Source organism: Mycobacterium basiliense, assembly GCF_900292015.1.
GTDB lineage: Bacteria > Actinomycetota > Actinomycetes > Mycobacteriales > Mycobacteriaceae > Mycobacterium > Mycobacterium basiliense.
On record NZ_LR130759.1, the window covers coordinates 428,259 to 454,584 of the forward strand.

Below are 26,326 nucleotides of genomic sequence, written 5' to 3' on the forward strand. Positions count from 1 at the left end.
GCTCAGCGCGCGCGACGCACCGGGTCCCACGCCACCGCCGATGCGGTCAAAGCGGCGAGCGAAATCAACGCCAGCAGTTGGACAGTCGCAGAATGGCCTGCGTAGCCATCCACCGAACGCCAGGGATTGCGAGATAGCACCGCGCCGGCCAGGACCAGTCCACCGGTGCTCAGGCCTACCGTGGCCCGGTGCTGCCATCGCTCGTGGCGGCGCAACGCGTACCGCACGGCGAAGGCGGCTCCCATCACCACTACCCCAGCCGCTCCGGCAATCAGCGCGCCGGCGCCCAGCGACGCGACCGCCGCCACAGGTCCGGGTGCCCATGGTCGCGCCGACGGATCGTGCGGACCGCTCCGCCCCCGTCGCCACCGGGCGAGCATGGCCAGCAGCGGCAGCAGGGCCAGCCCGAACGCCAGGCCCGCTCGGTACAGCGAGTTGTCGACAAAGGTCAGCGTGATGGTGCCGGGATCCCCGGCGGGCACCACCCAACCCTGTTGCCAACCGTTGACGGCGATGGGTGTCAACCGGGCTCCAGCGCCGGTGCGCGCTACCCAGCCCGGGTTGATGCTCTCCGGTATGACCAGGATCCGCGAGCTTGCCGAGGCCGGCGCTCGGACTTCCCGCCGGGCCGCTCCCCACGCTCCGGTGGCTACGGGAACCTTTGCGGCGCTGGGCAATTCGACGGCTTGCGGGGTGGTCAGCTGTGCTCCGTCGACGATGAACTCGGCGCCGGGGCTGATCAGCAGTTCCTGCTGCCCCGCCGGCAACGCGATCGGGTCGGACTCGCAGGGATGCGCCGCAACCGGTTCTCCAGTCAGCAACGCGCCCACGGTGGTCCGGACTGACATGTGCACGAAGCGGCCCGCGACCGCGATAACCGGGCCGTAGTCGCAGTCGATGGTGATCTCCCGTGCGCGGTTGCCGGCCGCATCGGCGGGCGCGATGGCACTGCCGTCGGGCGCCAGCGGCGCCACCTCGGCCAGCCCCGGGGGCTTGAGCTGGTCGAAGCCGAGCGCATTGCGGTCAATGACGTCTTCCCAGTCGAGCAGACTGACCGTGACGGTGTCGGTGATGCGCGGTGCCAGCGATAACACCTGCGGCTTACCGTCGCGATTCATGCTGCGGACCTGCGGGCCGTCACCGAGGTCGACGGCCACCATCGTCGGATGCGCGGGCAGCGTGGAGCGGCTGGGGACTAGGCGTAAGCCGGCTACTTCGGTGGGCCGCGGCAGGGTCAGGGTCAGCGTCGGCGGGGTCTTGTGCTGCACCACCCGCTGCGGCGCAATCCATGCGGTGCTCGGATCGCCGTCGGTGGCCGCGTATGCCGAGCCGAGGACATCCAGCACATCGGCATCGCCGCGGGCACGCGTGGTGTTGGGCTGGGCGATCAAATCGGCCAGCCGGGGTCCCTGTCGTGGCCGCACCCATACCTTCGGAGTCACCGTCATCGGGTGCGGCACGGTCAGTGTCCGGCTGAGGTTGGCCGGCTCTTCGGGCGCCAGCGCCATTGCCGCGGCGCAGCGCACGGTGTCGGGTGCTTGGGCGCAACCCGGCCTGCCTAACAGCTCCGAGCCCAGGTCCCACCCCGCGATCGCCGAATCCGGCGGCGGCCCGGGCACCAGCACCGTGTGCCGTAGCTGCACCGGGTGGGCAAACCCGGAAGCGTCGTACTGGGTGACCGCCAGGTCGGTGATCCCGAACTGCACGCCCGCCGACCCGTCGTCGGTGGCGGCCGCGGTGATCCGCACCCAGGGAGTCTCGCCGTAGGGTAGCGCCGCGGTCAGTGGTTCTCCCGGCTCGTCGAACCGCAAGGTGGTGCTGCCGTTGACGGTCTCCACCAGGATGCGCCGGATCTGGGCGCCGACGGCGGTCGCGCTGGGTGTCACGGTAATGACGGCATTGGTTACCGGGTGGTCGAAGTCCACCCGCAACCACTGCCCGACGGCGGCCTGCAGCGCGTTGGAGACCCACGCTGTCGCGGGATCGCCGTCGATCGCGGCGGCTGGTGAGGTCGCGGGGGCGACGTCAGGCATGGCGGTGGAGTCCGACGACGAGCTCGACGCCGTAATGCGGCCGCCGGTCCACCCGCCGTACACCGTCGGGGCCCCGGGTACCGGATAGTCGGGCACCCTGTTGTAGGTGTGCCGGGCGTCGCCGTCCGCGCGGATCGCCGACGAGTGCTGGTCGACGCGGCCGTAGTCGGTTTCGCGCGCGACCGGGGTGTCGGTGACGGTAACGACGGGTGCCGGGAGCTGGCCGGCCAGCGCATCCGACGTCAGCAACACCGGCCCCAGCGCCGGCTGGCCCAGCAGGCGGCGCCGCTCATCCAGCCGCAGTAACACTTCCGGCCCGCCGTCGATGCGTGCCAAGCGGTCGGTGTCGGTCCAATAGGGCGCGCCGGGAGCAACGGCGACATCCGCCGGCTGACCCACTCGGTAGATCTCCACCGCCGGATAGCGCGGCCGCAGTCCGCTGTCGTTGACGAAGCCCGCGAGTGAACCCGGGCCCACCGGTTCGCCGAACTCGGCCACCTTTGCCAGCCCCGGTGAGCCCGCGATGGCCCGGTGCACCAGGATCGGGCGTGCCGACCGCGACGACTCGGGATCGAGATCATTGCGCAGTACCAGATAGGAAATCCCTTGGCGAGCAAGGGTATCGGCCAGACCTGCCGACGGGCGCCCCGCGGCGAACAGGCGCTGGACAGAATCCAGTGCCCGGATCGCCGGCGGCGGGATCAACGGGATCGAGTCGCGCACCCCCCACGGGCTGTCGCCGAGCACTTGTAGCGGCTCGTCGTGGCTGGTGCCCCACACCTGGGTGGCGAACGGTGCGCCTGGTACCACCAGCACCCGCCCCGGGATCGGCGTTGCGGTGTTGTGTTCGCTGAGCCAGTCGGCGGCCTGGTGCCAATACGGTGGAATCGCGCGGAAGGTGCCGGGTGGGGTAAGTCGACCGGTCCAGGCCAGCGACGTGCTGACCAGCAGCGCCGTCAGGGCAATGATCCCGACCGCGACCCGTTTGTCCCGCTCGGGGTGGGCAAACGCGCGCAACCACACCGCTTTCGGTGCGTTGCCGGGCAGCGGGATCCGGCCTAACACCTCCGCCAAACCCAGTACCAGTGGAAGCCTGAGCACCGGGCCCAGCTTGTGTACATTGCGCAGCGGGGTGCCGGCGGCGTCCAGGAAGGCCTGAACCTGATGGGCCAGTGGCGAACCCAATCCGCCGCCGTAACCGAGCGCCAGCAGCACCACCCCGACCAGCAGCATGGTCACCAGCCGACCCCGGGCCGGCAGGTCACGGCTGGTCAGGCCGGCCAGCCCGGTCGCCGCCACCAGACAGGTGCCCAAAATCGCGACCGATCCGGTGACCAGCGGCGTGCCGGCGGTCGCGTCGGGGGCCACGAACGGTGTCCAGCTATCGGTGCCGCGCAGCATCTCCACCAGCGAGGACCATTGGGTGGTCACGCCCGAGGATTCGATGAAGTCCAGGAAGGGTGGACTGACACCGCGCAGCTGCATCAGCGCCACCAGCCACCACAGCGTCGCCACCGCCAGCGCCAACAACCACCAGGCGGTGTAACGCCACCACAACCGGTTGGGTCGGTGACAGGCCAACCAGATCACCGCGGGCAGACAACCCGCCAGCGTCGCTATGGCGTTCACGGCTCCCATTAACGCCACGGCCAGCCCGGCTTGGGCGGCCAGCGCCCGCACCGACCGACCCGAAGTGCCTCGTAGCGCCAGGATGGTGGGCAGCAGCACCCACGGCGCCAGCATCATCGGCAGGGTTTCCGAGGAGATCGAGCCCAACGTGGTCAACACCCGCGGCGACAGCGCGAACGCCGCCGCCCCGATCACCCGCGATGCCGGGCTGCCGATCCCCAACGCCTCGGCGACCCGCAGCAGGCCCCAGAAGCCGACTGTGAGCAGCACGGCCCACCACAGCCGTTGGGTGATCCACGCGGGCACGCCCAGCAGATGGCCGATGAGGAAGAAGGTGCCGTGCGGGAAGAGGTAGCCGTAGGCCTGGTTTTGTGATTGGCCGAACGGCAGCTCGCTGTTCCACAGGTTGGTCGCGCGGGCCAGGAACCGCATCGGGTTGGCGGTGAGATCCAGTTTGGTGTCGGGGGACACCCGACCGGGGGACTGTGCGAGGGTCAACGTAAGGGAAAGCGCCGCGACGAGCAGCAGCCACCGCCGGGATAGCGGCGTTACCGGCGGGCGTGATGCCCTGTGTGCGGCTGGCGCCCGCGCCGCCGGGTTAGCTACGGTTGCCGTATTCGACCCGGTTGAGCACTGATGACGACGGATCGCCCCCGGGGAGTGGCGGTTTCGTGTCTTGCTGCACCATCAGGGTGACCCCGAAGATTGCGGCGGCGCCCAGCAACAGACCAACCACCACGCTCGCGGCGGCGGGCGCGATGATCCGATTCATCGATTGCTCCTTGAGGCGTCAGGTCTTGGCGTGCAAAGCCTAGCCGCCAACCTAGCAGAACAAGCAGTCACGGCTGCCGAGAGCGCTCGTGGGGCCGGGGCCGGGTGTTCAAACACGGGGTTGTCTCTCCGCACGGCGGCGGGCAGTAGTCATCGAAGCAGCGGTCGCCGTACTGCACCACGGTGTTCACGGCGGGAGCGGGCACGCTGTGGGTGGGCGTCATGCTGCCGCCCTGGACGACGAGCGTTAAGCCGACGGTGGCGGCGGCACCGATGGACAGGCCGGCCGCAATAGTGGCCATCGCGGCCAGTGCGAACCCGGGCATCTACACCTTGTCCCTGCTTCGTAGGGGGTCGGTCGGCGTCGACAAAGAACGTCGACAAGGAAGGTCGCTAAAGAACGTCGCTAAAGAAGAAAACGTAACAGGGGTTGCCCCCCAAACCGCACGATGAAACACCAGCGTGACAGCATGTCCGGATGGCTTTTCCCCGCACCCTGGCGGTGCTCGCCGCCGCGTCAGCGCTGGTGGCGGCCTGCAGCCACGGCGGCACCCGGACCGGCACCTCGTCGGCGACGAGTAATCCCGCACCCGGCAGCCCGCCCCCGGTGGCCGCACCGGCGCCGCGCGTGTGTGCCGATCCCGCGGCCGTACCGGCGGTGCTGCCGATTCGAGACAAGCTGGCCCAGCTATTGATGGTCGGTGTGCGCGATGCCGACGACGCCAGGGCGGTGGTCGCCAACTACCGCGTCGGGGGCATCCTGGTCGGCAGCGACACCGACCTGTCGATGCTGACCAACGGCGCACTCAAGGAGTTGGCCGCCAGCGCCGGCCCGCTGCCGTTGGCGGTGAGCGTCGACGAGGAAGGTGGCCGGGTGTCGCGGCTGAACTCACTGCTGGGGGGCAGAGGACCGTCGGCGAGGGAGCTGGCGCAGACCGAGTCGGCCGATCAGGTCTACCAGATCGCACTGCAGCGTGGCCGGCAGATGCACGAGCTGGGCTTCACCGTCGACCTAGCCCCGGTGGTAGATGTCACGGACGCCCCGGCCGACACCGTGATCGGCGACCGGTCGTTTGGCGCGAATGCGGAAACGGTCACCCAGTACGCCGGTGCCTACGCGCGAGGACTGCGCGACGCTGGGTTGCTGCCGGTGCTTAAGCACTTTCCCGGCCACGGCCGTGCCTCGGGCGATTCACACACCGGAGGCGTCGTCACCCCGCCGTTGAGCGACTTGCAGCACAGTGATCTGGTGCCCTATCGGACATTGGTGACTCAAGCTCCGGTCGGGGTGATGCTTGGCCATCTGCAGGTTCCGGGGCTCACCGGCGACGAACCGGCGAGCCTGAGCAGGGCCGCGGTGGACCTGCTGCGCGGAGGCGCGGGATATGGTGGTCCGCCCTTTGACGGCCCGGTGTTCAGCGACGACCTATCCAGCATGGCCGCCATCTCCGACCGGTACGGCGTCACCGAGGCGGTGCTGCGCAGCCTGCAGGCCGGCACCGACATTGCGCTGTGGGTAACCACCAAAGAGGTGCCCGCCGTGCTGGATCGGTTGGAACAGGCTTTGGCCGCTGGGGAACTGCAAATGCCGGTGATCGACCAATCGGTGGTGCGGGTGGCACGGATGAAGAACGTCACCCCGGACTGCGGCCATTAGCGGGTGTGCGCGTCGGTGGCATTGCTTACTCTAGGGTCAGATAGACAAGCTAGAGAGGCCTGACTTAGGCCAAAAGGGGATGCAATGGCAGGTGGTACCAAGCGGCTACCGCGTGCCGTTCGCGAGCAGCAGATGCTCGACGCCGCTGTGCAGATGTTCTCCCTCAACGGCTATCACGAGACCTCGATGGACACCATCGCCGCGGCCGCGGAAATCTCCAAGCCGATGTTGTACCTGTACTACGGGTCGAAAGAGGATCTCTTCGGCGCCTGCCTGAACCGTGAGATGAGCCGGTTTATCGATGCGGTGCGCGAGGACATCGACCTGAAACAGAGCCCGAAGGACTTGCTGCGTAACACGATTGTGTCCTTCCTGCGCTACATCGACACCAACCGCGCGTCGTGGATCGTGATGTACACCCAGGCCACCAGCTCGCAAGCGTTCGCTCAGACGGTGCGCGAGGGGCGCGAACAGATCGTCGAACTCGTGGCCGGCATGCTGCGCGCGGGTAGCCGCAGCCCTCGGTCAGACGCCGAAATCGACATGATGGCGGCCGCGTTGGTCGGCGCGGGCGAGGCGGTGGCCACCCGGCTCAGCACCGGCGACACCAATGTCGACGAGGCGGCCGAGATGATGATCGATCTGTTCTGGCGCGGTCTCAAGGGCGCGCCGGTGAATCGAGAAATCGGTTCGAAGTCCGCCACAGGATAAATTCGTGCGGTGCCCCGAAGGCTCGCAATCAACCGCAAGCTGGACTTCTTCTGCGCGGTGATCATCGTCGGCCTGCTGTCCGGGGTCGCCGGGTTGTCGACCACGCTGGTGTTGCGCTTCGTCGAACATCTCACGTACCACTACACTTTCGGCTCCCTGCTGGAGGGGATTACCGGCAGCAGTCCGGTTCGCCGCGCGCTGGGTCCGATGCTCGGTGCCGCGTTGGCGGGATTGGGCTGGTGGATGCTGCGGCGCAAAACGCAGGTGCCGCCGTTGGCCGGAACCATCGCCGGTCATGAACGGGTACCGCACCTGTCATGGAGCATCGACGCGGTGCTTCAAGTGGTGCTGGTGGGCTCCGGCGCGTCGCTGGGCCGCGAGGGCGCCCCCCGTCAATTCGCCGCCGTCTTAAGTGATGCCGCTAGCGGATGGCTGCGGCGGCTATCGCCCCGCGATCGGGAAATCCTGTTGTCGTGTGCGGCCGGGGCGGGGTTGGGCGCCGTGTACGCCGTGCCGTTGGCCGGTGCGCTCTTTGCGCTGCGGATCATGCTGAACACGTGGCATCCGCGGGCGGTCGGTGCCGCGTTGGTCACGTCCAGTCTGGCCGTCGCGGTCGGGTCGGCGATCACCCACGACCATCCCGAGCTGGACTGGCCCAGCGCCGAGTCGACGTATCTGTTGAGCGCGCACGCGTTGGCGCTGGCGCCGGTGGCCTTCGTGGTCGGGGTGGCGTTCAACCGGATCATGGCGGCGGCTCGTCCCGCCAGCCTGATACGGACCCCACTGCTGATCCCCGCTCTGGCTGCCGCCGGCCTGCTGATTGGGATCTCCTCGCATTGGTGGCCCGAACTGCCGGGCAATGGCAAGAGCATTCTGACGGTCAGCCTGGCCAGTGGTATGACGCTGTGGTCGGCGGCCGTGATTTTGGTGTTGAAGCCCTTGCTCACCGCGTTGTTCCTACGTGCCGGGGGTGCGGGCGGCATGTTGACTCCGTCGTTGGCCACCGGGGCGGCGGCTGGTTCGTTGCTGGCGTTGGCGATCGATGCGGTGGCGGGGACGCACCTACAGGTACCGGTGATTTCGCTGACCGCCGCGGCCGGTGTGCTCGCGGTCACCCAGGGCTCGCCCATCTGGGCGGCGGTGTTCGTTTGGGAGCTCGCCCGGCCACCGATTTGGCTGCTGATCGTTTTCGTGGTCACCGCGGTCGGCGCACATGGACTCAAGACGCTCGCCATGGGGCGGCGCCCGCCGTTGCTGGACCATCGCGCCGGCTAGCCCGAACCCGCAGCCCAAGCTAGCAGGCTCCTGGATCGTCCAGGGTTCTTTGCCACTACGGCCGGTGACGGCGGTGACGGCGGTGCGGGCAGTGACCGGGGGTGGTGGCGGCGCCCTACCGTTCGCTGCGGCGATCGACCCCAGCACCGCCGCCGTTTATGTCACCAAACTTTGGCGGTAACACGGTGTCGCTGACCAGCGGTGAGCGCAGCGTGCCCGAGCTAGAGCGGTCGTATGGTGGCGGTCAGGTGCGGGTAGCCCTTCGATAGATTGCGCATCGATAGGTCCCACCCGCCCTCGGCCTCGTCGACGTAGAGTCCCGCGGTGGCCGGTAGCAGCACCGGCTTGGCGAAGCGCACAGAATACCGTACCGCGTCGGGAATTCTGGCCTCGATATTCGCCAAAATCGCTGCAGCGCTGAACATTCCGTGCGCAATCACGGTGGGGAAGCCGAACAGCTTCGCCGCGACCGGGTTGGTGTGGATGGGGTTGTGATCGCCGCCGACGGCCGCGTACCGGCGGATTTGGGCGGGCGTGACCCGTAGGACGGTCGGTGGCGGGGGTAGCTTGGCTTGCTTCTGCGGCGGGGGCTTGGGTTCACCGGACAAACTGGTGCGTTGCTGATGCAGGAAGGTCGTCACCTGGTGCCACGCCAGCTCGTTACCGACGCTGATGTCGGTCACCAGGTCGACCAGCAGCCCCTTGCGGTGCTCTCGCAGGTTCTCGGCGTGCACCCGCACACCCACCGTGTCGGTTACCGCGATCGGCCGGTATTGCGTGATGTGGTTTTCGGTGTGCACCGCGCCCATCGCCGAGAACGGAAAGTCGAAACCCGTCACCAACGACATCACCGACGGAAACGTCAGCGCGAACGGGTAGGTCAACGGCACGTTGGTGCCGTAACGCAGGCCGGTGACCGCCGCGTAGCCGGCCACGTTGGTGTGGTCGATGGGAAGCTCCTCGACACTCACCGTGCGGTTGGGTAGCCGGTCCGAGCGCGGCACCATAGGCAATGCCCCGGCCGCCGCGCGCAGCATGTTTCGCAGGCCGCTTGGTTGATTCATTGGTACTCCTACCTAAGCGCCGATCATCGCTTGGCCGCAGACACGAACGACGTTGCCGGTCACGGCATTCGAAGCGGGACTGGCAAAGTAGGCGATGGTCTCGGCGACGTCGACGGGCTGGCCGCCCTGTAACAACGAGTTCAGTCGGCGGCCTACCTCGCGGGTCGCCAGCGGGATGGCGGCGGTCATCTTGGTCTCGATGAAGCCCGGCGCGACGGCGTTGATCGTGATGTCTTTTTCGGCCAGTCTCGGCGCCAGCGCCTGGGTTATGCCGATCATGCCGGCCTTGGTGGTGCCGTAGTTGGTTTGGCCGCGGTTGCCCGCGATGCCGGCGATCGACGACAGCCCGATCACCCTGCCACCCGGACCGATGCTGCCGTTGCCGACCAGCCCTTCGGTAAGCCGCAGGGGCGCCAGCAGGTTGACAGCGATAACCGCATCCCACCGGGCGTCATCCATATTGGCCAGCAACTTGTCACGGGTGATACCGGCGTTGTTGACCAGGATGTCGGCCTTCCCACCGTGGTGGTCGCGCAGGTGCTCGGTGATCTTGTCAATGGCATCGTCGGCGGTCACGTCGAGCCACAGGGGGGTGCCACCCACACTGCTGGCGGTTTCGGCCAGGGCGTCTGCGGCGGACTCCACATCGATCGCGACCACCCGGGCGCCGTCGCGTGCGAACACCTCGGCGATTGTTTTACCGATGCCGCGCGCGGCGCCGGTCACGATGGCAACCTTTCCGTCCAGCGGCAGGTCCCAATTGGCTGGCGGCTTGGCGTCGGCCGCGCCGACGTAGAACACCTGCCCGTCGACGTACGCGGATTTGGCCGACAGGATGAACCGCATGGTTGATTCCAGACCGGTGGCAGCCGGTTTGGCATCCGGCGACAGGTAGACCAGCGCCGCGGTGCCGCCGCGGCGCAGCTCCTTGGCCAGCGACCGGGTAAAGCCCTCCAAAGCGCGCTGCGCGATCCGTTCGTGGGTGTTGGCGATCGCTTCGGGGGTGGTGCCGACCACGGCCACCCGTGCGCTGGCGCCGAGATTGCGCAGCACGGGCGTGAAGAATTCGTGTAGTGCCTTGAGCCCGGCCGGCTCGGTTATGTCGGTGGCGTCGAAGACCAGCCCGCCGAACGAATCGGCCCAGCGGCCGCCCAGGTTGTTGCTCACCAGGTCGTAATCGGCGTCCAGTGCTGCGCGTAGTGGCTCGGCCACCCGGCCCGCGCCGCCGATTAGCAGCGATCCGGCCAGCGGCGGGTCGCCCGCTCGATACCGGCGCAGCGTCTCGGGCTGCGGAACGCCAAGTTGCTTGGCCACAAAAGATCCGGGGCCGGAGTTGACAACCTGCGAGAACAGATCGGGCGAGAGCTTGGGGGCCACTGAGTTGCCTTCCGTGTGGGGTATGCGCTGCATAAGCAACCGTATCGAGGTCGAACTTACTTCAGAGTAAGAACAGTGGGTAGTATGGCCCCCGACCGCTGATCCCCTCAAATCCCCGCAAGCATTCCAGTAGATGAACCCGCAGACACACACGGAGAGAAAAGTGGCCCCTGCTGCCGAGAACAATTCCCAGGCCGGTCGACGAGTCGCCGTTCTGGGTGGCAATCGCATCCCGTTCGCGAGGTCCGACGGAGCTTACGCCGAGGCGTCCAACCAGGACATGTTCACTGCGGCGCTGGCCGGGTTGGTCGACCGTTTCAGCCTGCGTGGTGAACGTCTGGGCATGGTTGCCGGCGGTGCCGTGCTCAAGCACAGCCGCGACTTCAACCTGATGCGCGAGTGTGTGCTCGGGTCCGAGCTGTCGCCCGATACGCCGGCGGTCGACCTGCAGCAGGCATGCGGCACCGGTCTGCAGGCGGCGATCGCAGCCGCCGACGGGATCGCGGCGGGTCGCTACGACGTCGCGGCCGCCGGTGGCGTAGACACCACATCTGACCCGCCGATCGGCCTGGGAGACGATCTACGCCGCACCCTGCTCAAGCTGCGCCGGTCGCGGTCGAATGTGCAGAGACTGAAGTTGGTGGGCACGTTGCCGGCCCACCTGGGCGTGGAGATTCCGGCAAACAGTGAGCCGCGGACCGGGCTGTCGATGGGAGAGCACGCCGCTATTACCGCCAAGCAGATGGGCATCAAGCGCGTCGACCAGGACGAACTGGCCGCCGCCAGCCATCGCAACATGGCGGACGCCTATGATCGCGGGTTCTTCGACGACTTGGTCACTCCGTTTTTGGGTCTGTATCGCGACGACAATCTGCGGCCCGACTCCAGCGTGGAGAAGCTGGCCAAGCTGCGCCCGGTTTTCGGGGTGAAGGCCGGTGACGCGACCATGACTGCGGGGAATTCGACTCCGCTGACAGATGGCGCCTCGGTGGTGTTGCTGTCCAGTGAGCAGTGGGCCGCCGACCATTCGTTGTCGCCGCTGGCGTACCTGGTCGACGCGGAAACCGCCGCGGTCGACTATGTCAGCGGAAACGATGGCTTGCTGATGGCGCCCACCTACGCCGTGCCCCGTCTGTTGGCGCGAAATGGGCTGAGCCTGCAGGATTTCGACTTTTACGAGATTCACGAAGCCTTCGCCTCGGTAGTGCTAGCCCACTTGCGGGCGTGGGAGTCTGCGGAGTACTGCAAGCAGCGGTTGGGCCTTGACGCCGCGCTCGGCTCGATCGACCGGTCCAAACTCAACGTCAACGGTTCCTCGCTGGCCGCCGGGCACCCGTTCGCGGCCACTGGTGGGCGGATTCTGGCCCAGACCGCCAAGCAACTGGCAGCCAAACCCAAAGGTGGCAAGGGTAAACCCGTTCGCGCGCTGATCTCGATCTGCGCCGCGGGCGGCCAGGGTGTGGCCGCGATTTTGGAAGCCTGAGGCCACCACCAAGCGATCAACGTCGAATGAAGAAAACCTTGTTGCACGGCGGTTTTATCTGCGGACGGGGTGGGTAATTACTGGGCGGATAGCCCCGCGTTGCGGTCTGATTCCCGACCCCGACGGTAACGCGGGGCGATCCCCGAAACACCCGCCGGTCGAGGCTTATGACGGGCGTGCGAAAAGGGCCGCCGCTGGGACGAGGGGAACCAGCGGCGGTCTTTTTGGTCCAGATGCGGCTAGATCCCCCGTTCCAAACCGGAGAACGGGGGATCTAGCGGTAGTAAGCCGATGGTTCTAGAAGGCGGCTTCGTCGAGCTCCATGATGTCGTTGTCCAGCGTCTCGATCACCTCGCGGGTGCTGGTCAACAGGGGCAGGAAGTTCTTCGCAAAGAACGATGCCACTGCGACCTTGCCCTCGTAGAAGGACCGCTCGTCGCCGGTGGCACCGGCATCGAGCGCCGCCACCGCTACCGCGGCCTGACGCTGCAGCAACCAGCCGATGATCAGGTCGCCGACGCTCATCAGGAAGCGCACGGAGCCCAGACCAACCTTGTAGAGGCTGGTGACGTCCTGCTGCGCGGCCATCAGGTAGCCGGTCAGGGTCGCGGCCATCGCCTGCACATCGGTGAGCGCCTTGGCCAGCAGCGCGCGTTCGGTCTTCAACCTGCCGTTGCCGGACTCGCTGTCGACGAACTCCTGAATCTGGCTCGAGACGTGGGCCAGCGCCACACCCTTGTCGCGGACAATCTTGCGGAAGAAGAAGTCCTGCGCCTGGATGGCGGTGGTGCCTTCGTACAGCGAGTCGATCTTGGCGTCGCGGATGTACTGCTCGATCGGGTAGTCCTGCAGGAACCCGGACCCGCCGAGGGTCTGCAGGCTCTCGGTGAGCTTCGCGTATGCCTGCTCGGAACCCACTCCCTTGACCACCGGCAGTAACAGGTCGTTGACCTTGACCGCCAGCTTGGCGTCCACCCCGTGTACCGCTTCGGCGACTGCCGAGTCCTGGAACGTGGCGGTGTAGAGGTACAGGGCACGCAGGCCCTCGGCGTAGGCCTTCTGGGTCATCAGCGACCGGCGCACGTCGGGGTGGTGTGTGATGGTCACCCGGGGTGCCGTCTTGTCGGTCATCTGGGTCAGGTCGGCACCCTGAACGCGCGACTTGGCGTACTCGAGGGCGTTCAGGTAACCGGTCGACAGGGTGGCGATCGCCTTGGTGCCAACCATCATGCGGGCCTGCTCGATGACCTCGAACATCTGCGCGATGCCGTCGTGCACCTCGCCGACCAGCCAACCCTTGGCGGGCACGCCGTGCTGGCCCAGGGACAGCTCGCAGGTCGCGGAGACCTTCAGACCCATCTTGTGCTCGACATTGGTGACGAACACGCCATTACGCTCGCCCAGCTCGCCGGTTTCGAAGTCGAACAGGAACTTAGGGACAAAGAACAACGACAGACCCTTGGTGCCGGGTCCGGCGCCCTCGGGGCGCGCCAGCACCAGGTGGAAGATGTTCTCGAACAGGTCGCCGGAGTCGCCAGAGGTGATGAACCTCTTGACACCGTCGATGTGCCAGGACCCATCCTCTTGCTGAATGGCCTTGGTCCGGCCGGCGCCGACGTCCGAACCCGCGTCCGGTTCGGTCAGCACCATGGTCGAACCCCAGTTGCGCTCGGCGGCCAGCACGGCCCACTTCTTCTGCTCCTCGGTGCCGAGGTGGTAGAAGATGTTGGCGAAACCGGCGCCGCCTGCGTACATCCACACCGCCGGGTTGGCGCCGAGGATGTGCTCGTGCAGGGCCCACACCAATGACTTGGGCATCGGCATGCCGCCGAGAGCCTCATCGATGCCCGCCTTGTCCCAGCCGGCCTCGCCGACCGCTCGCACGGAATCCTTGAACGACTCCGGTAGCGTCACCGAAAACGTCTTCGGGTCGAACACCGGCGGGTTGCGGTCGCCCTCGATAAACGATGCGGCGACCGGGCCCTCGGCCAGTCGGCTGACCTCGGTCAGCATTTCGCGGGCGGTATCGGCGTCCAGATCGCTGAACTCGCCTTCGCCCAGAGCCTTGTCAACGCCCAACACTTCGAACAAGTTGAATACCTGGTCGCGGACGTTGCTCTTGTAGTGGCTCACTACAGTCCTCCTCGTTGAGAATGCCACCTGATGGTTGGGTACTAAGGTCTAAGTTACCCACCAGTAACACCGATAAACTATCTCGGCTTGACGGTTGTATGCAAGTCAGTGTGAGCTACATTGCACGTGCTAACCAACCAACCGGTTGGGATCGTGCTTCCCGGCTGGTTCGCGGCCGTCCTAGCTGCGGTGATGGTGACACATCGTGGGGATCGGCACCATGCCACCGCGGGTGGGTCCGGTGGTCGGCCCCGACCCGCGGCATCCCGTGACGGCCATGAAGAGGCCGGCTTGCTCTGTGATCGGCCTGATCGACGGCGGTTGATCGGGAGGATCGGTGGCGGCAGATCTGGCGTCGGATTGGCATTGGCGCGTGGCCAGGATTCGCCTACTCGGTGCAGGCCTCAGTGCGCCCGGAGACGGATTGCCCGGTTTCGTGCCGGTGTGACCGCTGCCCGCGGATATCCGCCGAGTAGGGTCGGTGTCGAGAAATTGACCTCGGCTCAAGGGGCGCTTGCAGTCTGGTGAATCCACAGAGCAACCTGACACCGTCATCGCTGCGCGATGCATTTGGCCACTTTCCATCCGGCGTGGTGGCGATCGCCGCGCAGATCAACGGCATTCGCGAAGGCCTCGCGGCCAGCACCTTTGTTCCCGTCTCGTTGGACCCGCCGCTGGTTTCCTTTTGTGTGCAGAACATTTCGACGACCTGGCCCAAACTCAAAGGCGCCCCAATGCTGGGCATCAGCGTGCTCGGCGAAGCCCATGACGAGGCTGCGCGCACCCTGGCCGCGAAGACGGGGGACCGATTCGCCGGTTTGGAGACGGTTTCCAGCGACAGCGGTGCCGTCTTCATCAAAGGCACCAGCTTGTGGCTGGAAAGTGCAATTGAACAGCTAATTCCTGCCGGAGACCACACCATCGTGGTGCTGCGGGTCAATCAGGTCACCGTGGATGCCGAGGTGGCGCCGATCGTATTTCACCGAAGCGTCTTTCGCCGTCTAGGCGTCTGAACAGTCGGACTCAAGTTTGATCTTCCGTGTTCGCCTTGCGGCGTGCGGATCAGCGATTGGGTGACATTACGGCACGTTTCGGAGCACCGATCTTGAGCTCATCCTGCCGATCCCGAAAGGGGCTACTTTCGGCCAACGCGGACCGGAGTCGGCCGGGAAATGACAAGTTATCGAGACCAATCACGCCTGCGCGCATTACTATCCTACTTTGCGTCGTGCCATGTGGGAGGTGCCGATGGGATTCGATCGGGGCGACACCGACCCGACTCCCCGCGGCACCGACGATGTCAGACCTTGGCGCTCGAATAGGTCGTCGGGAGGGGAAAATTCGTCCAGATTGCTGCTGCGGCCAGTGGATTGGCTTAGGCCCGCCATGGATAGCGAAAACCGTTTTGAGCGACGACTTCTGTTCGAAAATTTCACGATCGCCGGTTTCAAGGAATTGCGGGCCGATCTGGAAGATGAGCTTCGACGTTCGCCGACGGACACCGCCCGGTATCAGCTCGCGACCGTCTTAGCGCAATGCATGCCCGACCAGCATTCCTTGGCGCGTGCGGAGGAGCTGCTCGCTGGTGCGACGGGTCGGGGCAACGATCTTCCGCCGAGTCTGCGAGCGGCGGCCCGAGACGTCCAGCGCAGCGTTCGGTCAATGCTTCTCGAATCGGAATCGCCAAGTAGTGGCCGGCTAGCTCAGGTCAATTGGGGGATCTATAACCGCTGCCCTTTGGTGTGCGTGGGCTGCTACAACATCTTCAATTCCGACCAACTTTCGCTGCGGGAGGCCAAGGCGTCGGTAGAGAAGCTGGCCCGCGCCGGTGTGGAGGAATTGGTGATATCCGGTGGCGATCCGCTCGAATGGGAAGGAATTCTCCCCTTTGTCGATCATGCGTATGACTGCGGACTCGACGTCGCTCTCGACACGGTCGGCTATAGCTTCACCGCAGCCACGGCCGCTGCCCTCAGCGGCAAGGTCTCCTATCTGGGCCTGCCGGTCGATGGATCGGGCCAGGACATGATTGCGGACTTCCGCAAGGGCAAGAACGATCTGCTGGTGCGTGTTCGGGGTGCTCTTGAACTCTGCGGTGAATTTGGGATCCCCGTAAAAGTGAACACGACGGTGACCAAGGGCAACATTGATGACTTGGAAGATGTGGCGCAGCTGCTTTGTCAATATGAGGCGGTCGTGAGCTGGTCGCTGTTTCAGTGGTGGGATCTGCGGAGAACTCCGGCGTTGCGAGAGCGAATGCATGTAGAGCGAGACCGTTTTCGTGAACGAACCTTGCGGCTGAGCCTGGCCTACCCGAGCCTGGGAATCTGGAGTCAGGACGTTAGCCGACGGGCGCGGACGCATTTCTTTATCTCGGCTAACGGTGAAGTCTACACATTCGATTCGGGCAGTCTTTCGACCATTATTCTCGGAGATATACGCGCTCAGAGTATGAGCGAATTGATCGGATCGCCAGCATTGCGGAAGAACTCTCCAAAGTTCTCCCGCTCCTTTCCGATCCCGCCCGTTGTGAAGGCAACCCTATTGGCCAACAGGTAGCCGGGGGTGGTCGAAGCGGCGAGTTCGGCGGGCCACGTCGATGGCACGAGCAAGCGCGTTTTATGGTTGATAATCACGCAGAGTGGCTTCTACCGCACCGCACTTCAGCTCGGAAATATCCCGATCGTTTTGCCGTTTGTGGTGGCCGAGCTCCATGCCGAGTTGTGGATGGCCGCCCTAATTTTTCCGTCATTCACAGCCGGTACGGCAATTGGGAATATGATCGCACCGGCCGTGCTTGCTGCCGTCCCACGACGTGGTCGACTGGTAATTATCGTGCTCGGTTTGGCCGTCCTCGCTGGCGTCAATGCATTGTGCGCCACCATCGGCGACGGAAACGAAGCCGGAATCGTCTTTCTAGTAAATGTGGTTCTGATCGGGGCGGTGTCGGCTTTTTCTTTCGTTGCGTTCGCAGATTTGGTGGCAGCGATGCCGTCAGGAACCGATAGAGCCCAGGTTCTGCTTACCGAGGCAGGAGTGGGCGCAGGCCTGACGGCGGTGGTAACGGTGGCATTGTCATTCGTGCCGCACGACGACGCATTGACGAACAACACTCGTCTGTTGTGGACGGCAACCGCTGCGATGGCCATTTCAGGGCTGATGTGCCTGGGTGTGCCGCACCGGATCGTGCCCCACATCCACGCGGCGCCCGGCCTGCACAAAGTCGTGCACGTTGGTTGGGCGACTGTGCGAAGTGATGGCTGGTATCGCCGTTACCTGGCCGTCCAGCTGCTGTTCGGATCGGTGGTAATTGGGTCCTCGTTTTACAGCATCCGTGTTGCCGCGGCACCGGGGGACGAGCATGACCACGTTGTCGTGGTTGTGCTGTTCGTCTGCGTGGGACTTCTGGGTGGGATTCGGTTGTGGAATCGGACCCGCCAGAGGTTCGGCCTGGTTGGTTTGTTTGTGGGTAGCGCGATTGTCAGCATCGTCGCCGCAGCGGTGGCGATCGGATTCCAGTTGGCCGGATCCTGGCCCAACATCGTGGCCATCAGCCTGGTGATCGCCCTGGCATCGATCGCCAATCAAAGCGTGTTCACGGCGGGTCAACTCTGGATTGCCCACGATGCCGACCCGGCGCTGCGCGTTTCCCTTATCGCCTTCGGGCAACTCGTGATCAGTATTGGCTTGGTGGGTCTGAGTTCGTTGCTGGGCATGTTCGCCCAGTTTCACGATGTGGTGTGGCCCGTGGTGATCGTGCTGCTGCTCAATGTGGTGGCGGCGCACTCGGCGAGACGACTGGCTCCCGCCAACTGACGACGCCGTGGCCGGCGCGCAACAGTGCGTCACCACCGCGATTTTCCCTTACGGACGGTCCCCGAGTTTGTTTCGGTAGCCCGCGATGCGCCGCTCGATCTCGGCGGCGTCATCGAGTCGGCCTTCCTTGCGCGCGAGTTCGGCGCGCACGGTCAGCTCGCGGATCGCGGTTCGGATGTCGCTGGTGCTCGTCGCTTTTCGCATGACCACCGGGTACCCAGCGCAGATCCGGGTCTAACTAGCTAACGCAGGACGGCCGATTCACCGCCGGAACAGCTTGTTGCCCAGCCACACAATCGGGTCGTACTTGCGGTCGACGACCCGCTCTTTCATCGGGATCAGCGCGTTGTCGGTGATCTTGATGTTTTCGGGGCACACCTCGGTGCAGCACTTGGTGATGTTGCAGTAGCCCAGGCCGTGGGCTTCTTGTGCTTGGTTGCGTCGGTCCAGGGTGTCCAGCGGATGCATTTCGAGTTCGGCGATCCGCATCAGGAACCGCGGTCCGGCGAACGCTTTTTTGTTTTCTTCGTGATCACGGATGACGTGGCAGACGTTTTGGCACAGGAAGCACTCGATGCACTTACGGAACTCCTGCGAGCGCGCGACATCGACCTGCGCCATCCGGTACTCACCCGGTTGCAGCTCCTTGGGAGGCGTGAAAGATGGTATCTCGCGTGCCTTTTCGTAGTTGAACGAGACGTCGGTGACCAGATCCCGAATGACCGGGAAGGTTCGCAGCGGAGTGACGGTAACGGTCTCGTTCTCGGCGAATGTCGACATCCGCGTCATGCACATCAGCCGCGGCTTACCGTTGATCTCCGCCGAGCAGGAACCGCATTTGCCCGCCTTGCAGTTCCAGCGCACCGCCAGGTCTGGCGTCTGGGTCTGCTGCAGACGATGAATGACGTCGAGCACGACCTCACCCTCGTTGACCTCGACAGTGAAATCGCGCAGTTCGCCGCTGCTCTCGTCGCCGCGCCAAACTCGCAGGCTAGCGTTGTAACCCATTACGTTCTCCGTCCCGGATGGTCGGCCAACTCTTCGGCTGAGTAGTACTTCTCCAGCTCGGAAATATCGAAGAGCTCCAGCAGATCCGGTCGCATTGGGACCTGCGGCTGCCGGGTGATAGTGATGTGCGGACCGTCGGCGGTATCTCCATTGGTTGCCGCGGCGCGACAGACCAGCAAAGTATTGCGCCAGCTGGGGTCCATGCCGGGGTGGTCGTCGCGCGTGTGGCCGCCCCGGCTCTCGGTACGTTCCAGCGCCGCGCGGGCGACGCATTCGCTGACCATCAACATGTTGTGCAGGTCGATGGCCAAGTTCCAACCCGGGTTGTACTGACGGTGGCCCTCCACTTGCACGTTCTGGTACCGCTTCCACAGCTCGTCCAGCAGGGTCAACGCCTTGGCGATCTCGTCGGCCTTGCGGATGATGCCGACCAGATCATTCATCAGGTACTGCAGGTCCATCTGCAGCGCGTACGGGTTTTCGGGTGCCGAGCCGTCGGTCGGGCCCTCAAAGGGCCTGACGGCCTGCTTGGCCGCGGTCTCGACGGCCTCGGCCGAGATGCTCGGACGGCTGGCCAACGCGCGAACGTAGTCGGCGGCGCCAAGGCCCGCCCGCCGACCGAACACCAGCAGGTCTGACAGCGAGTTGCCTCCCAGTCGGTTGGAACCGTGCATGCCGCCGGAGCATTCGCCGGCGGCGAACAGCCCGGGGACGGTGGCCGCGCCGGTATCGGCGTCGACTTCGATACCGCCCATCACGTAGTGGCACGTCGGACCGACTTCCATTGGCTCTTTGGTGATGTCGACGCCGGCCAGCTCCATGAACTGGTGGTACATCGACGGCAGGCGCCGTTTGATGTCGTCGGCGGTTAGCCGGGACGCGATGTCGAGGTAGACCCCGCCATGCGGGGTGCCGCGGCCCGCTTTGACCTCCGAGTTGATCGCGCGCGCCACCTCGTCACGTGGCAGCAGGTCGGGAGTGCGACGGGCCGAGTCGTTGTCCTTGAGCCACTGATCGGCTTCTTGTTCCGATTCGGCGTACTGACCTTTGAACACCGGCGGGATGTAGTCGAACATGAACCGAGTGTTGTCGGAATTCTTCAGCACGCCGCCATCGCCGCGCACGCCCTCGGTGACCAGGATCCCCTTAACGCTGGGCGGCCACACCATGCCGGTCGGGTGAAACTGGACGAATTCCATGTTGATCAGCGTTGCGCCGGCCCGCAGCGCCAGGGCATGACCGTCTCCGGTGTATTCCCAGGAGTTGGACGTCACCTTGAACGACTTGCCGATTCCGCCGGTGGCCATGACCACCGCGGGGGCCTCGAACACCACGAACCGGCCACTTTCGCGCCAATAGCCGAAGGCGCCGGCAATTGAGCCACCGTCTTTGAGTAGTTCGGTGATTGTGCATTCGGCGAACACCTTGATCCGCGCCTCGTAGTCGCCGAGCTCGGCGTAGTCCTCCTGCTGCAGCGAGACGATTTTTTGCTGCATGGTGCGGATCAGTTCCAGGCCGGTGCGGTCGCCGACGTGTGCCAGCCGCGGATAGGTGTGCCCGCCAAAGTTGCGCTGGCTGATCTTGCCGTCATCGAGGCGATCGAATAGGGCTCCGTAGGTCTCCAGTTCCCAAACCCGGTCCGGTGCCTCCTTGGCGTGCAGCTCGGCCATCCGCCAGTTGTTCAGGAACTTCCCACCGCGCATCGTGTCGCCGAAGTGGGTTTCCCAGTTGTCTTTGGGGTTGGTGTTGCCCATCGCGGCGGCGCAGCCGCCCTCGGCCATCACCGTGTGAGCCTTGCCGAACAGGGATTTGCAGACCACGGCGACCTTCAGGCCGCGTTCACGCGCCTCGATCACCGCACGCAAACCCGCGCCGCCGGCACCGATCACGACCACGTCGTAGGAGTGCCGTTCGACCTCAACCATTGAAAACCTCGCTCAGCTATTCCTAATAATCCTTAGATGGCTTGTCAGCCAATAAATCTGAAGTCAGCGATCGTGCCGCTGGACACCAGCATGATGTAGAAGTCGGTCAGCGATAGGGTGCCCAACGTGATCCAGGCGAACAGCATATGCCGGGTGTTCAGCTTGCTAACCTGCGTCCAGATCCAATATCTCACTGGATGTTTGGAAAAATGCTTGAGTCGACCACCGGTGGCGTGCCGACACGAATGGCACGAAATGGTGTACGCCCACAGCAAGAGCACATTGATCACCAAAATGACATTGCCCAAACCAAATCCAAAACCGGTTGGTGAGTGGAATGCCATTATCGCGTCATAGGTGTTGATCAGGGAAACCACCATAGCGACGTAGAAAAAGTATCGGTGACTGTTCTGAATGATCAGCGGAAGCCGAGTTTCGCCCGTGTAATGCGCCCGCGGCTCAGGTACAGCGCAGCCGGTCGGTGATTGCCAGACCGACCGATAGTAGGCCTTGCGGTAGTAATAGCAGGTGAGCCGGAACCCGAGCAGGAACGGTAATACGAGACTTCCCAACGGAATCCACCAGGGAAAGTGTCCAAACCACACGCCGAGGTGACTAGCGCCAGGCGCGCAGGACGCGCTGACGCATGGCGAGTAGAACGGTGTCAGGTAGTGGTATTTCTCCACCCAGTAAGCGCCGCCCCAGAACGCCCGGGTGGTGGCGTAGACGATGAACGCGAGAAACCCGACGTTGGTGACTAACGGTGCCCACCACCACAGGTCGGTGCGAAGCGTCCGCTGTGGGATTTGTGCGCGAGTGGGTGAGAAAACACCGGTTTCGGTGCGGTTCGCCGTGGGTGCGCTCATCTACCTTGATCCTCTTCGACTGGTATCTGGTCGAAGGGTACACAGATAAAGGACCCTGTTTTCGGCGGGGCTTGGTTGTCAGTATCTGCTGTGACCTCCGACACCTTCGTCATCGACATCGCGCCAGAAATCGCGGTCGTAATCGGTGTCGGGGATGGCAATCTTCTCGGCGGATTGCTGCACGGTGGCCCGATCCAGGTCCAATTCGGATATATCGGTGTCGAGCAATTCGATGTCGGTCAGGATTCGATCGGCGTCGATGACGATGCGGCGCGTCGCCGGGTTGTCGCCGTATCGCGACTTCAGCGAGGTCACACAGCGCCGCAGACCGCCGATGAGGTCGTGCAGTTCGGCGATTTCGGTAGAGGTGGACAACGCGTGCTCCCTGGGGGCCGATGGTGTTAAGGATCACAGTACGTCAACCGATACTATCCAAGTTCGAGCCCGACGTCGGCCAAGACGTATCGCGCTTTCCAGGTAGCCCCGAGGAAGAGAGCTGCCCATGCCGTCCCAGCCAGGTCAGAGCACCCCGGCCGAACGTGCCAGGGCGCTGCTGGATTTGCATCAACCCGGCAACCCCGTTGTCCTGCCGACGGTGTGGGATGCGTGGTCGGCGCGGCTGGCCGCCGATGCCGGATTCGCCGCGCTTACGGTCGGCAGCCATCCCCTGGCCGATTCGATCGGCAAGGCCGACAACGAAGGGATGTCGTTCGACGATGTGCTCACTCGGGTCGCCCAGATCACCGCGGCGGTCGAGATCCCGGTATCGGTTGACATCGAATCGGGCTATGGGCTGCCGGCGCCGCGCCTGATCGAGGGTTTGTTGGGGGTGGGAGCCGTCGGGCTGAATATCGAAGACACCGTGCACTCGCACGGCAGTCGGCTGCGGTCGGCCAGCGAACACGCCGAGTTCGTGCACGCGTTGCGGTCGGCCGCCGACGCCACTGGGGTCCACGTCGTGGTCAACGCCCGTACGGATCTTTTCCTACGCCGTGACGGTGCCGACTCCGATCGCGTCGAGCGAGCCATAGCGCGGTTGATCGAGGCCGCCGCCGCGGGTGCCGACGTTCTCTATCCAGTCGGACGACACGATCCGGATACCTTGCGGCGGTTAGCAGCCGAATTGCCGCTCCCGATCAATGCGATCGCCTTGCCGGACCACGACGACCTGGCCTCGTTCGGTTCGCTGGGCGTTGGCCGGATCAGCTTCGGTCCGTTTCTGCAGGCCGCGCTGTCCGGCCGGACCACCGAGTTGCTGGCCCGCTGGCGCTGATCGGTTGCGGCTGGCCCGGCGGCGCCATTGGCTCCGCCGGGCCACCCTTGAGCCCCTTACGTGGTGATCGCGATGCGTTGTGCCTGCTTTTCGGCCGGGTCTTGGTATGCACCGCGGACTCGGACGGTCAACACGCCGGCGTCATAGGAGGCGGTAATGGCCTCGCTTGTCACGTGTGCGGGCAGCTGGAACGACCGACGGAACGAACCGTAGCGGATCTCACGTAGTGCGCGGCGGGCGTCGTCATTGGCCTCCTGCGTGTACTCGTCTCGGTGTTCGCCGTGGATTACCAGACGGTCGCGGTCGAGCTCGACGTTGACGTCCTTCTCGACATCAACCCCAGGTAGCTCCAGGCGGACTACTGCGTCCTCGCCATCCTTTACGATCTCGGCGGCTGGGCTAAAGTCGCTGTTTATTGGCCGAAACCAGTCGTGCGTGGCGGCGGGGCCGAAGAAGTCGCGCAGCCAGCGGTCGGTGTCCCAAGCCGGGCGGGACCACAGTGCCAGGTTGCTCATGAATGTCTCCTTACATTTACTTGTGAGTTTGCTGTGGCCGGCACGTCACCGGCCCGCTATCCTTACAAACATGAGTCGACCACGCTAAAGTTCCAGCTGGATGTTCGCCGGCGGCGAACGGGTGTCACACAGGCCTTTCTCAGGCGTGAGGACGTCGTCATAAGGGCTTCACATTCCGCGACATTTCGGCAATATCGCGTCCCTAACCTCTAGTGCATGGCTCCAGCCGAGAACCCGCGCGCGCCGGGCGCGGCCCGTCACGTCATCGTGGTTGGGCACGGCATGGTGGGGCACCGCCTGGTAGAGGCGCTGCGTGCGCGTGACACGAGCGGATGCTGGCGGATCACGGTCCTGGCCGAAGAGGCCGACGCCGCCTACGACCGCGTCGGCCTGACTTCCTATACCGAAAGCTGGGACCGCGATCTGCTGGCATTGCCGGGCAACGATTATGCGGGTGATGAGTGGGTTCGCTTACTGCTCAACACGCCGGTGACGGGCATCGACCGCGCGACAAAGACGGTGTTCACTGCCGACGGCGAAAGTTACAGCTACGACGCCCTGGTGCTGGCCACCGGGTCCTACGCCTTCGTGCCGCCGGTGCCGGGGCACGACCTGTCCGGATGCCACGTCTACCGCACCCTTGATGACCTCGACGCCATCCGCGCCTGCGCTCAGCGCGCGCTGGACGCTGGTCACACCAATGGCGGGGTGGTCATCGGCGGTGGCCTGCTGGGGCTCGAAGCCGCCAATGCGCTGCGGCAGTTCGGATTGCAGACGCATGTTGTTGAGATGATGCCGCGGTTGATGGCCCAGCAGATCGACGAGGCCGGTGGCGCGTTGCTGGCGCGGATGGTCTCCGATCTCGGAATCTCCGTCCACGTCGGAACCGGTACCCAGTCGATCGAGTCCGTCGAGCATCCCGACGGCTCGACTTCGCTGCAGCTGCGGCTCGACGGCGGCGAGGTGTTGGACGCGGGCGTCGTGATATTCGCCGCTGGCGTCCGGCCGCGGGACGGGCTAGCCAGGGCGGCGGGACTAGCGATCGCCGAACGGGGTGGTGTATTGACCGACTTGGCTTGTCGGACAAGTGATCCCGATATCTATGCGGTCGGTGAGGTGGCGGCCATCGAGGGGCGGTGCTACGGCCTGGTCGGTCCCGGTTACACCAGCGCTGAGGTGGTTGCCGACCGACTGCTAGAGGGCGTCGCGGAGTTCCCCGAAGCTGACCTGTCGACAAAGCTCAAGTTGCTCGGTGTGGACGTGGCCAGCTTCGGTGATGCGATGGGTGCAACCGAGAATTGCCTCGAGGTCGCTATCAACGATGCGGTGAACCGTACCTACGCCAAACTGGTGCTCTCCGATGACGCCAAGACGCTGTTGGGTGGCGTGCTGGTGGGCGACGCCTCGTCTTACGGGGTCTTGCGGCCCATGGTCGGCAGCGAGTTGCCCGGGGATCCGCTGGCGTTGATCGCACCGGCCGGATCGGGAGATGGCGCAGGTGCGTTGGGGATTGGTGCACTGCCGGATTCGGCGCAGATCTGCTCCTGCAACAACGTCACCAAGGGCGATCTGAAATGCGCGATCGCCGACGGTTGCGGCGATGTTCCGGCGCTCAAGGCGTGCACCGCGGCTGGCACCTCATGCGGGTCGTGCGTGCCCTTGCTGAAGCAGCTGCTGGAAGCCGAAGGCGTGGAACAGTCGAAGGCGCTGTGCGAGCACTTCAGCCAATCGCGTGCGGAGCTGTTCCAAATCATTTCGGCCACCGAGATCCGGACCTTCTCCGGGCTGCTGGAGCGTTTCGGTCGCGGAAAGGGTTGCGACATCTGCAAGCCGGTGGTCGCCTCTATTTTGGCGTCTACCGGCTCGGACCACATTCTGGACGGCGAGCAGGCGTCGTTGCAGGATTCCAACGACCACTTTTTGGCCAACATTCAGAAGAACGGTAGCTACTCGGTGGTGCCGCGGGTGCCCGGCGGCGATATCAAGCCGGAACACCTAATTCTGATCGGGCAGATCGCGCAAGAATTCGGGCTCTACACAAAGATCACCGGCGGCCAGCGGATCGACATGTTCGGCGCGCGCGTGGACCAGCTGCCACAGATCTGGAAGCGGTTGGTCGATGCCGGCATGGAATCGGGCCACGCCTACGGCAAGGCATTGCGCACGGTGAAAAGCTGTGTGGGTAGTGACTGGTGCCGCTACGGTCAACAGGATTCGGTGCAGCTGGCCATCGACTTGGAACTGCGCTACCGGGGCTTGCGGGCGCCACACAAAATCAAGCTAGGAGTGTCGGGGTGCGCCCGAGAGTGCGCCGAGGCGCGCAGCAAGGATGTCGGCGTCATCGCCACCGAAAAGGGCTGGAACCTCTATGTCGGTGGCAATGGCGGCATGTCTCCCAAGCACGCTCAGTTGGTGGCCAGCGACCTCGACACCGAAACGCTGACCCGCTATATCGACCGGTTCCTGATGTACTACATCCGCACGGCCGATCGGCTGCAACGTACTGCGCCGTGGGTGGAATCGCTTGAGGGCGGCCTTGATCACGTGCGCGAGGTCGTATGCGAAGACTCATTGGGTTTGGCCGACGAGTTCGAGGCCGCGATGGAGCGGCATGTGGCGACCTACCAGTGCGAATGGAAAGGGGTGCTGGAGGACCCGGACAAGCTGTCGCGGTTCGTTTCCTTCGTCAACGCCCCCGACGCGGCCGACCCGACCGTGACATTCACCGAGCGAGCTGGGCGCAAAGTGCCTGTGCCCATTGGTATTCCGCGGGTTCGATCATGAGCGGTT

General features: G+C 64.7%; 21 protein-coding genes. 9 read left to right on the forward strand and 12 right to left on the reverse strand.

Annotated features, from left to right (window positions below; genetic code table 11):
- Positions 1-2: 2 nt before the first annotated feature.
- From MB901379_RS01965 to MB901379_RS01975, 3 genes are all read right to left on the reverse strand, one after another.
- The gene (locus MB901379_RS01965; RefSeq protein WP_158018882.1) at positions 3-4,190 is read right to left on the reverse strand and encodes an alpha-(1->3)-arabinofuranosyltransferase; all 4,188 of its coding nucleotides are present in this window, start codon (positions 4,188-4,190) and stop codon (positions 3-5) included.
- A 70-nt stretch (positions 4,191-4,260) separates the two neighbouring features.
- Positions 4,261-4,434: a DUF2613 domain-containing protein gene (locus MB901379_RS01970; RefSeq protein ID WP_067239410.1), complete on the reverse strand. Its 174-nt coding sequence runs from the start codon at positions 4,432-4,434 to the stop codon at positions 4,261-4,263.
- 67 nt (positions 4,435-4,501) lie between these two features.
- Positions 4,502-4,759: a DUF2613 family protein gene (locus MB901379_RS01975; RefSeq protein ID WP_158015078.1), complete on the reverse strand. Its 258-nt coding sequence runs from the start codon at positions 4,757-4,759 to the stop codon at positions 4,502-4,504.
- 152 nt (positions 4,760-4,911) lie between these two features.
- On the opposite strand from MB901379_RS01975, the gene MB901379_RS01980 reads away from it, so the two are divergent.
- The 3 genes from MB901379_RS01980 to MB901379_RS01990 all read left to right on the forward strand — a co-directional run bounded on the left by MB901379_RS01980 (position 4,912) and on the right by MB901379_RS01990 (position 8,076).
- The gene (locus MB901379_RS01980) at positions 4,912-6,090 is read left to right on the forward strand and encodes a glycoside hydrolase family 3 N-terminal domain-containing protein (RefSeq protein WP_158015080.1); all 1,179 of its coding nucleotides are present in this window, start codon (positions 4,912-4,914) and stop codon (positions 6,088-6,090) included.
- Positions 6,091-6,174: 84 nt separating this feature from the next.
- Positions 6,175-6,801 (forward strand): TetR/AcrR family transcriptional regulator, encoded by a 627-nt coding sequence (locus MB901379_RS01985; protein ID WP_158015082.1) that lies wholly within the window; start codon positions 6,175-6,177, stop codon positions 6,799-6,801.
- 9 nt (positions 6,802-6,810) lie between these two features.
- On the forward strand, positions 6,811-8,076 hold the full coding sequence (locus tag MB901379_RS01990; protein ID WP_158015084.1) for a chloride channel protein: 1,266 nt from the start codon (positions 6,811-6,813) through the stop codon (positions 8,074-8,076).
- A gap of 221 nt (positions 8,077-8,297) precedes the next feature.
- On the opposite strand, the gene MB901379_RS01995 is transcribed toward MB901379_RS01990, so the two are convergent.
- Positions 8,298-9,140, reverse strand: a complete 843-nt coding sequence (locus tag MB901379_RS01995; protein ID WP_158015086.1) for a MaoC/PaaZ C-terminal domain-containing protein — start codon at positions 9,138-9,140, stop codon at positions 8,298-8,300.
- Between the two features lie 12 nt (positions 9,141-9,152).
- Positions 9,153-10,517 (reverse strand): 3-oxoacyl-ACP reductase, encoded by a 1,365-nt coding sequence (locus MB901379_RS02000; protein ID WP_158015088.1) that lies wholly within the window; start codon positions 10,515-10,517, stop codon positions 9,153-9,155.
- A 163-nt stretch (positions 10,518-10,680) separates the two neighbouring features.
- Between MB901379_RS02000 and MB901379_RS02005 the strand changes: the two genes are divergently transcribed.
- Positions 10,681-12,000, forward strand: coding sequence for an acetyl-CoA C-acetyltransferase (locus tag MB901379_RS02005; RefSeq protein WP_158015090.1), 1,320 nt, complete (start codon positions 10,681-10,683; stop codon positions 11,998-12,000).
- A 297-nt stretch (positions 12,001-12,297) separates the two neighbouring features.
- On the opposite strand, the gene MB901379_RS02010 is transcribed toward MB901379_RS02005, so the two are convergent.
- Positions 12,298-14,133 carry an acyl-CoA dehydrogenase gene (locus MB901379_RS02010; protein ID WP_158015091.1) on the reverse strand — a complete coding sequence of 612 codons (1,836 nt, stop codon included), beginning with the start codon at positions 14,131-14,133 and terminating at the stop codon, positions 12,298-12,300.
- Between the two features lie 524 nt (positions 14,134-14,657).
- On the opposite strand from MB901379_RS02010, the gene MB901379_RS02015 reads away from it, so the two are divergent.
- The 3 genes from MB901379_RS02015 to MB901379_RS02025 all read left to right on the forward strand — a co-directional run bounded on the left by MB901379_RS02015 (position 14,658) and on the right by MB901379_RS02025 (position 17,949).
- On the forward strand, positions 14,658-15,146 hold the full coding sequence (locus tag MB901379_RS02015) for a flavin reductase family protein (protein WP_158015093.1): 489 nt from the start codon (positions 14,658-14,660) through the stop codon (positions 15,144-15,146).
- Between the two features lie 373 nt (positions 15,147-15,519).
- Positions 15,520-16,692 carry a radical SAM/SPASM domain-containing protein gene (locus tag MB901379_RS02020; RefSeq protein ID WP_158015094.1) on the forward strand — a complete coding sequence of 391 codons (1,173 nt, stop codon included), beginning with the start codon at positions 15,520-15,522 and terminating at the stop codon, positions 16,690-16,692.
- 6 nt (positions 16,693-16,698) lie between these two features.
- The gene (locus MB901379_RS02025) at positions 16,699-17,949 is read left to right on the forward strand and encodes a hypothetical protein (RefSeq protein WP_158015096.1); all 1,251 of its coding nucleotides are present in this window, start codon (positions 16,699-16,701) and stop codon (positions 17,947-17,949) included.
- 48 nt (positions 17,950-17,997) lie between these two features.
- Here MB901379_RS02025 and MB901379_RS23945 read toward each other — a convergent pair whose 3' ends face one another.
- The 5 genes from MB901379_RS23945 to MB901379_RS02045 form a co-directional block, all read right to left on the reverse strand.
- A complete protein-coding gene (locus MB901379_RS23945; RefSeq protein ID WP_174236963.1) occupies positions 17,998-18,153 on the reverse strand; it encodes a hypothetical protein in 156 nt (51 codons plus the stop codon).
- A gap of 57 nt (positions 18,154-18,210) precedes the next feature.
- A complete protein-coding gene (locus tag MB901379_RS02030; protein ID WP_158015097.1) occupies positions 18,211-18,957 on the reverse strand; it encodes a succinate dehydrogenase/fumarate reductase iron-sulfur subunit in 747 nt (248 codons plus the stop codon).
- Positions 18,957-20,882 (reverse strand): fumarate reductase/succinate dehydrogenase flavoprotein subunit, encoded by a 1,926-nt coding sequence (locus tag MB901379_RS02035; RefSeq protein ID WP_158015099.1) that lies wholly within the window; start codon positions 20,880-20,882, stop codon positions 18,957-18,959. The genes MB901379_RS02030 and MB901379_RS02035 overlap by 1 nt, the downstream gene beginning before the upstream one ends.
- Before the next feature lie 44 nt (positions 20,883-20,926).
- Positions 20,927-21,748: a hypothetical protein gene (locus MB901379_RS02040; protein ID WP_158015101.1), complete on the reverse strand. Its 822-nt coding sequence runs from the start codon at positions 21,746-21,748 to the stop codon at positions 20,927-20,929.
- 78 nt (positions 21,749-21,826) lie between these two features.
- Complete coding sequence (locus MB901379_RS02045) at positions 21,827-22,123, reverse strand: hypothetical protein (protein WP_158015102.1); 297 nt, start codon at positions 22,121-22,123, stop codon at positions 21,827-21,829.
- 127 nt (positions 22,124-22,250) lie between these two features.
- Here MB901379_RS02045 and MB901379_RS02050 point away from each other — a divergent pair, with 127 nt between their 5' ends.
- Positions 22,251-23,021: an isocitrate lyase/PEP mutase family protein gene (locus MB901379_RS02050; protein WP_158015104.1), complete on the forward strand. Its 771-nt coding sequence runs from the start codon at positions 22,251-22,253 to the stop codon at positions 23,019-23,021.
- A 56-nt stretch (positions 23,022-23,077) separates the two neighbouring features.
- Here MB901379_RS02050 and MB901379_RS02055 read toward each other — a convergent pair whose 3' ends face one another.
- Positions 23,078-23,536 carry an Hsp20/alpha crystallin family protein gene (locus MB901379_RS02055; protein WP_158015106.1) on the reverse strand — a complete coding sequence of 153 codons (459 nt, stop codon included), beginning with the start codon at positions 23,534-23,536 and terminating at the stop codon, positions 23,078-23,080.
- 216 nt (positions 23,537-23,752) lie between these two features.
- Here MB901379_RS02055 and nirB point away from each other — a divergent pair, with 216 nt between their 5' ends.
- Positions 23,753-26,320, forward strand: a complete 2,568-nt coding sequence (gene nirB / locus MB901379_RS02060) for a nitrite reductase large subunit NirB (RefSeq protein ID WP_158015108.1) — start codon at positions 23,753-23,755, stop codon at positions 26,318-26,320.
- Positions 26,321-26,326 lie beyond the last annotated feature (6 nt).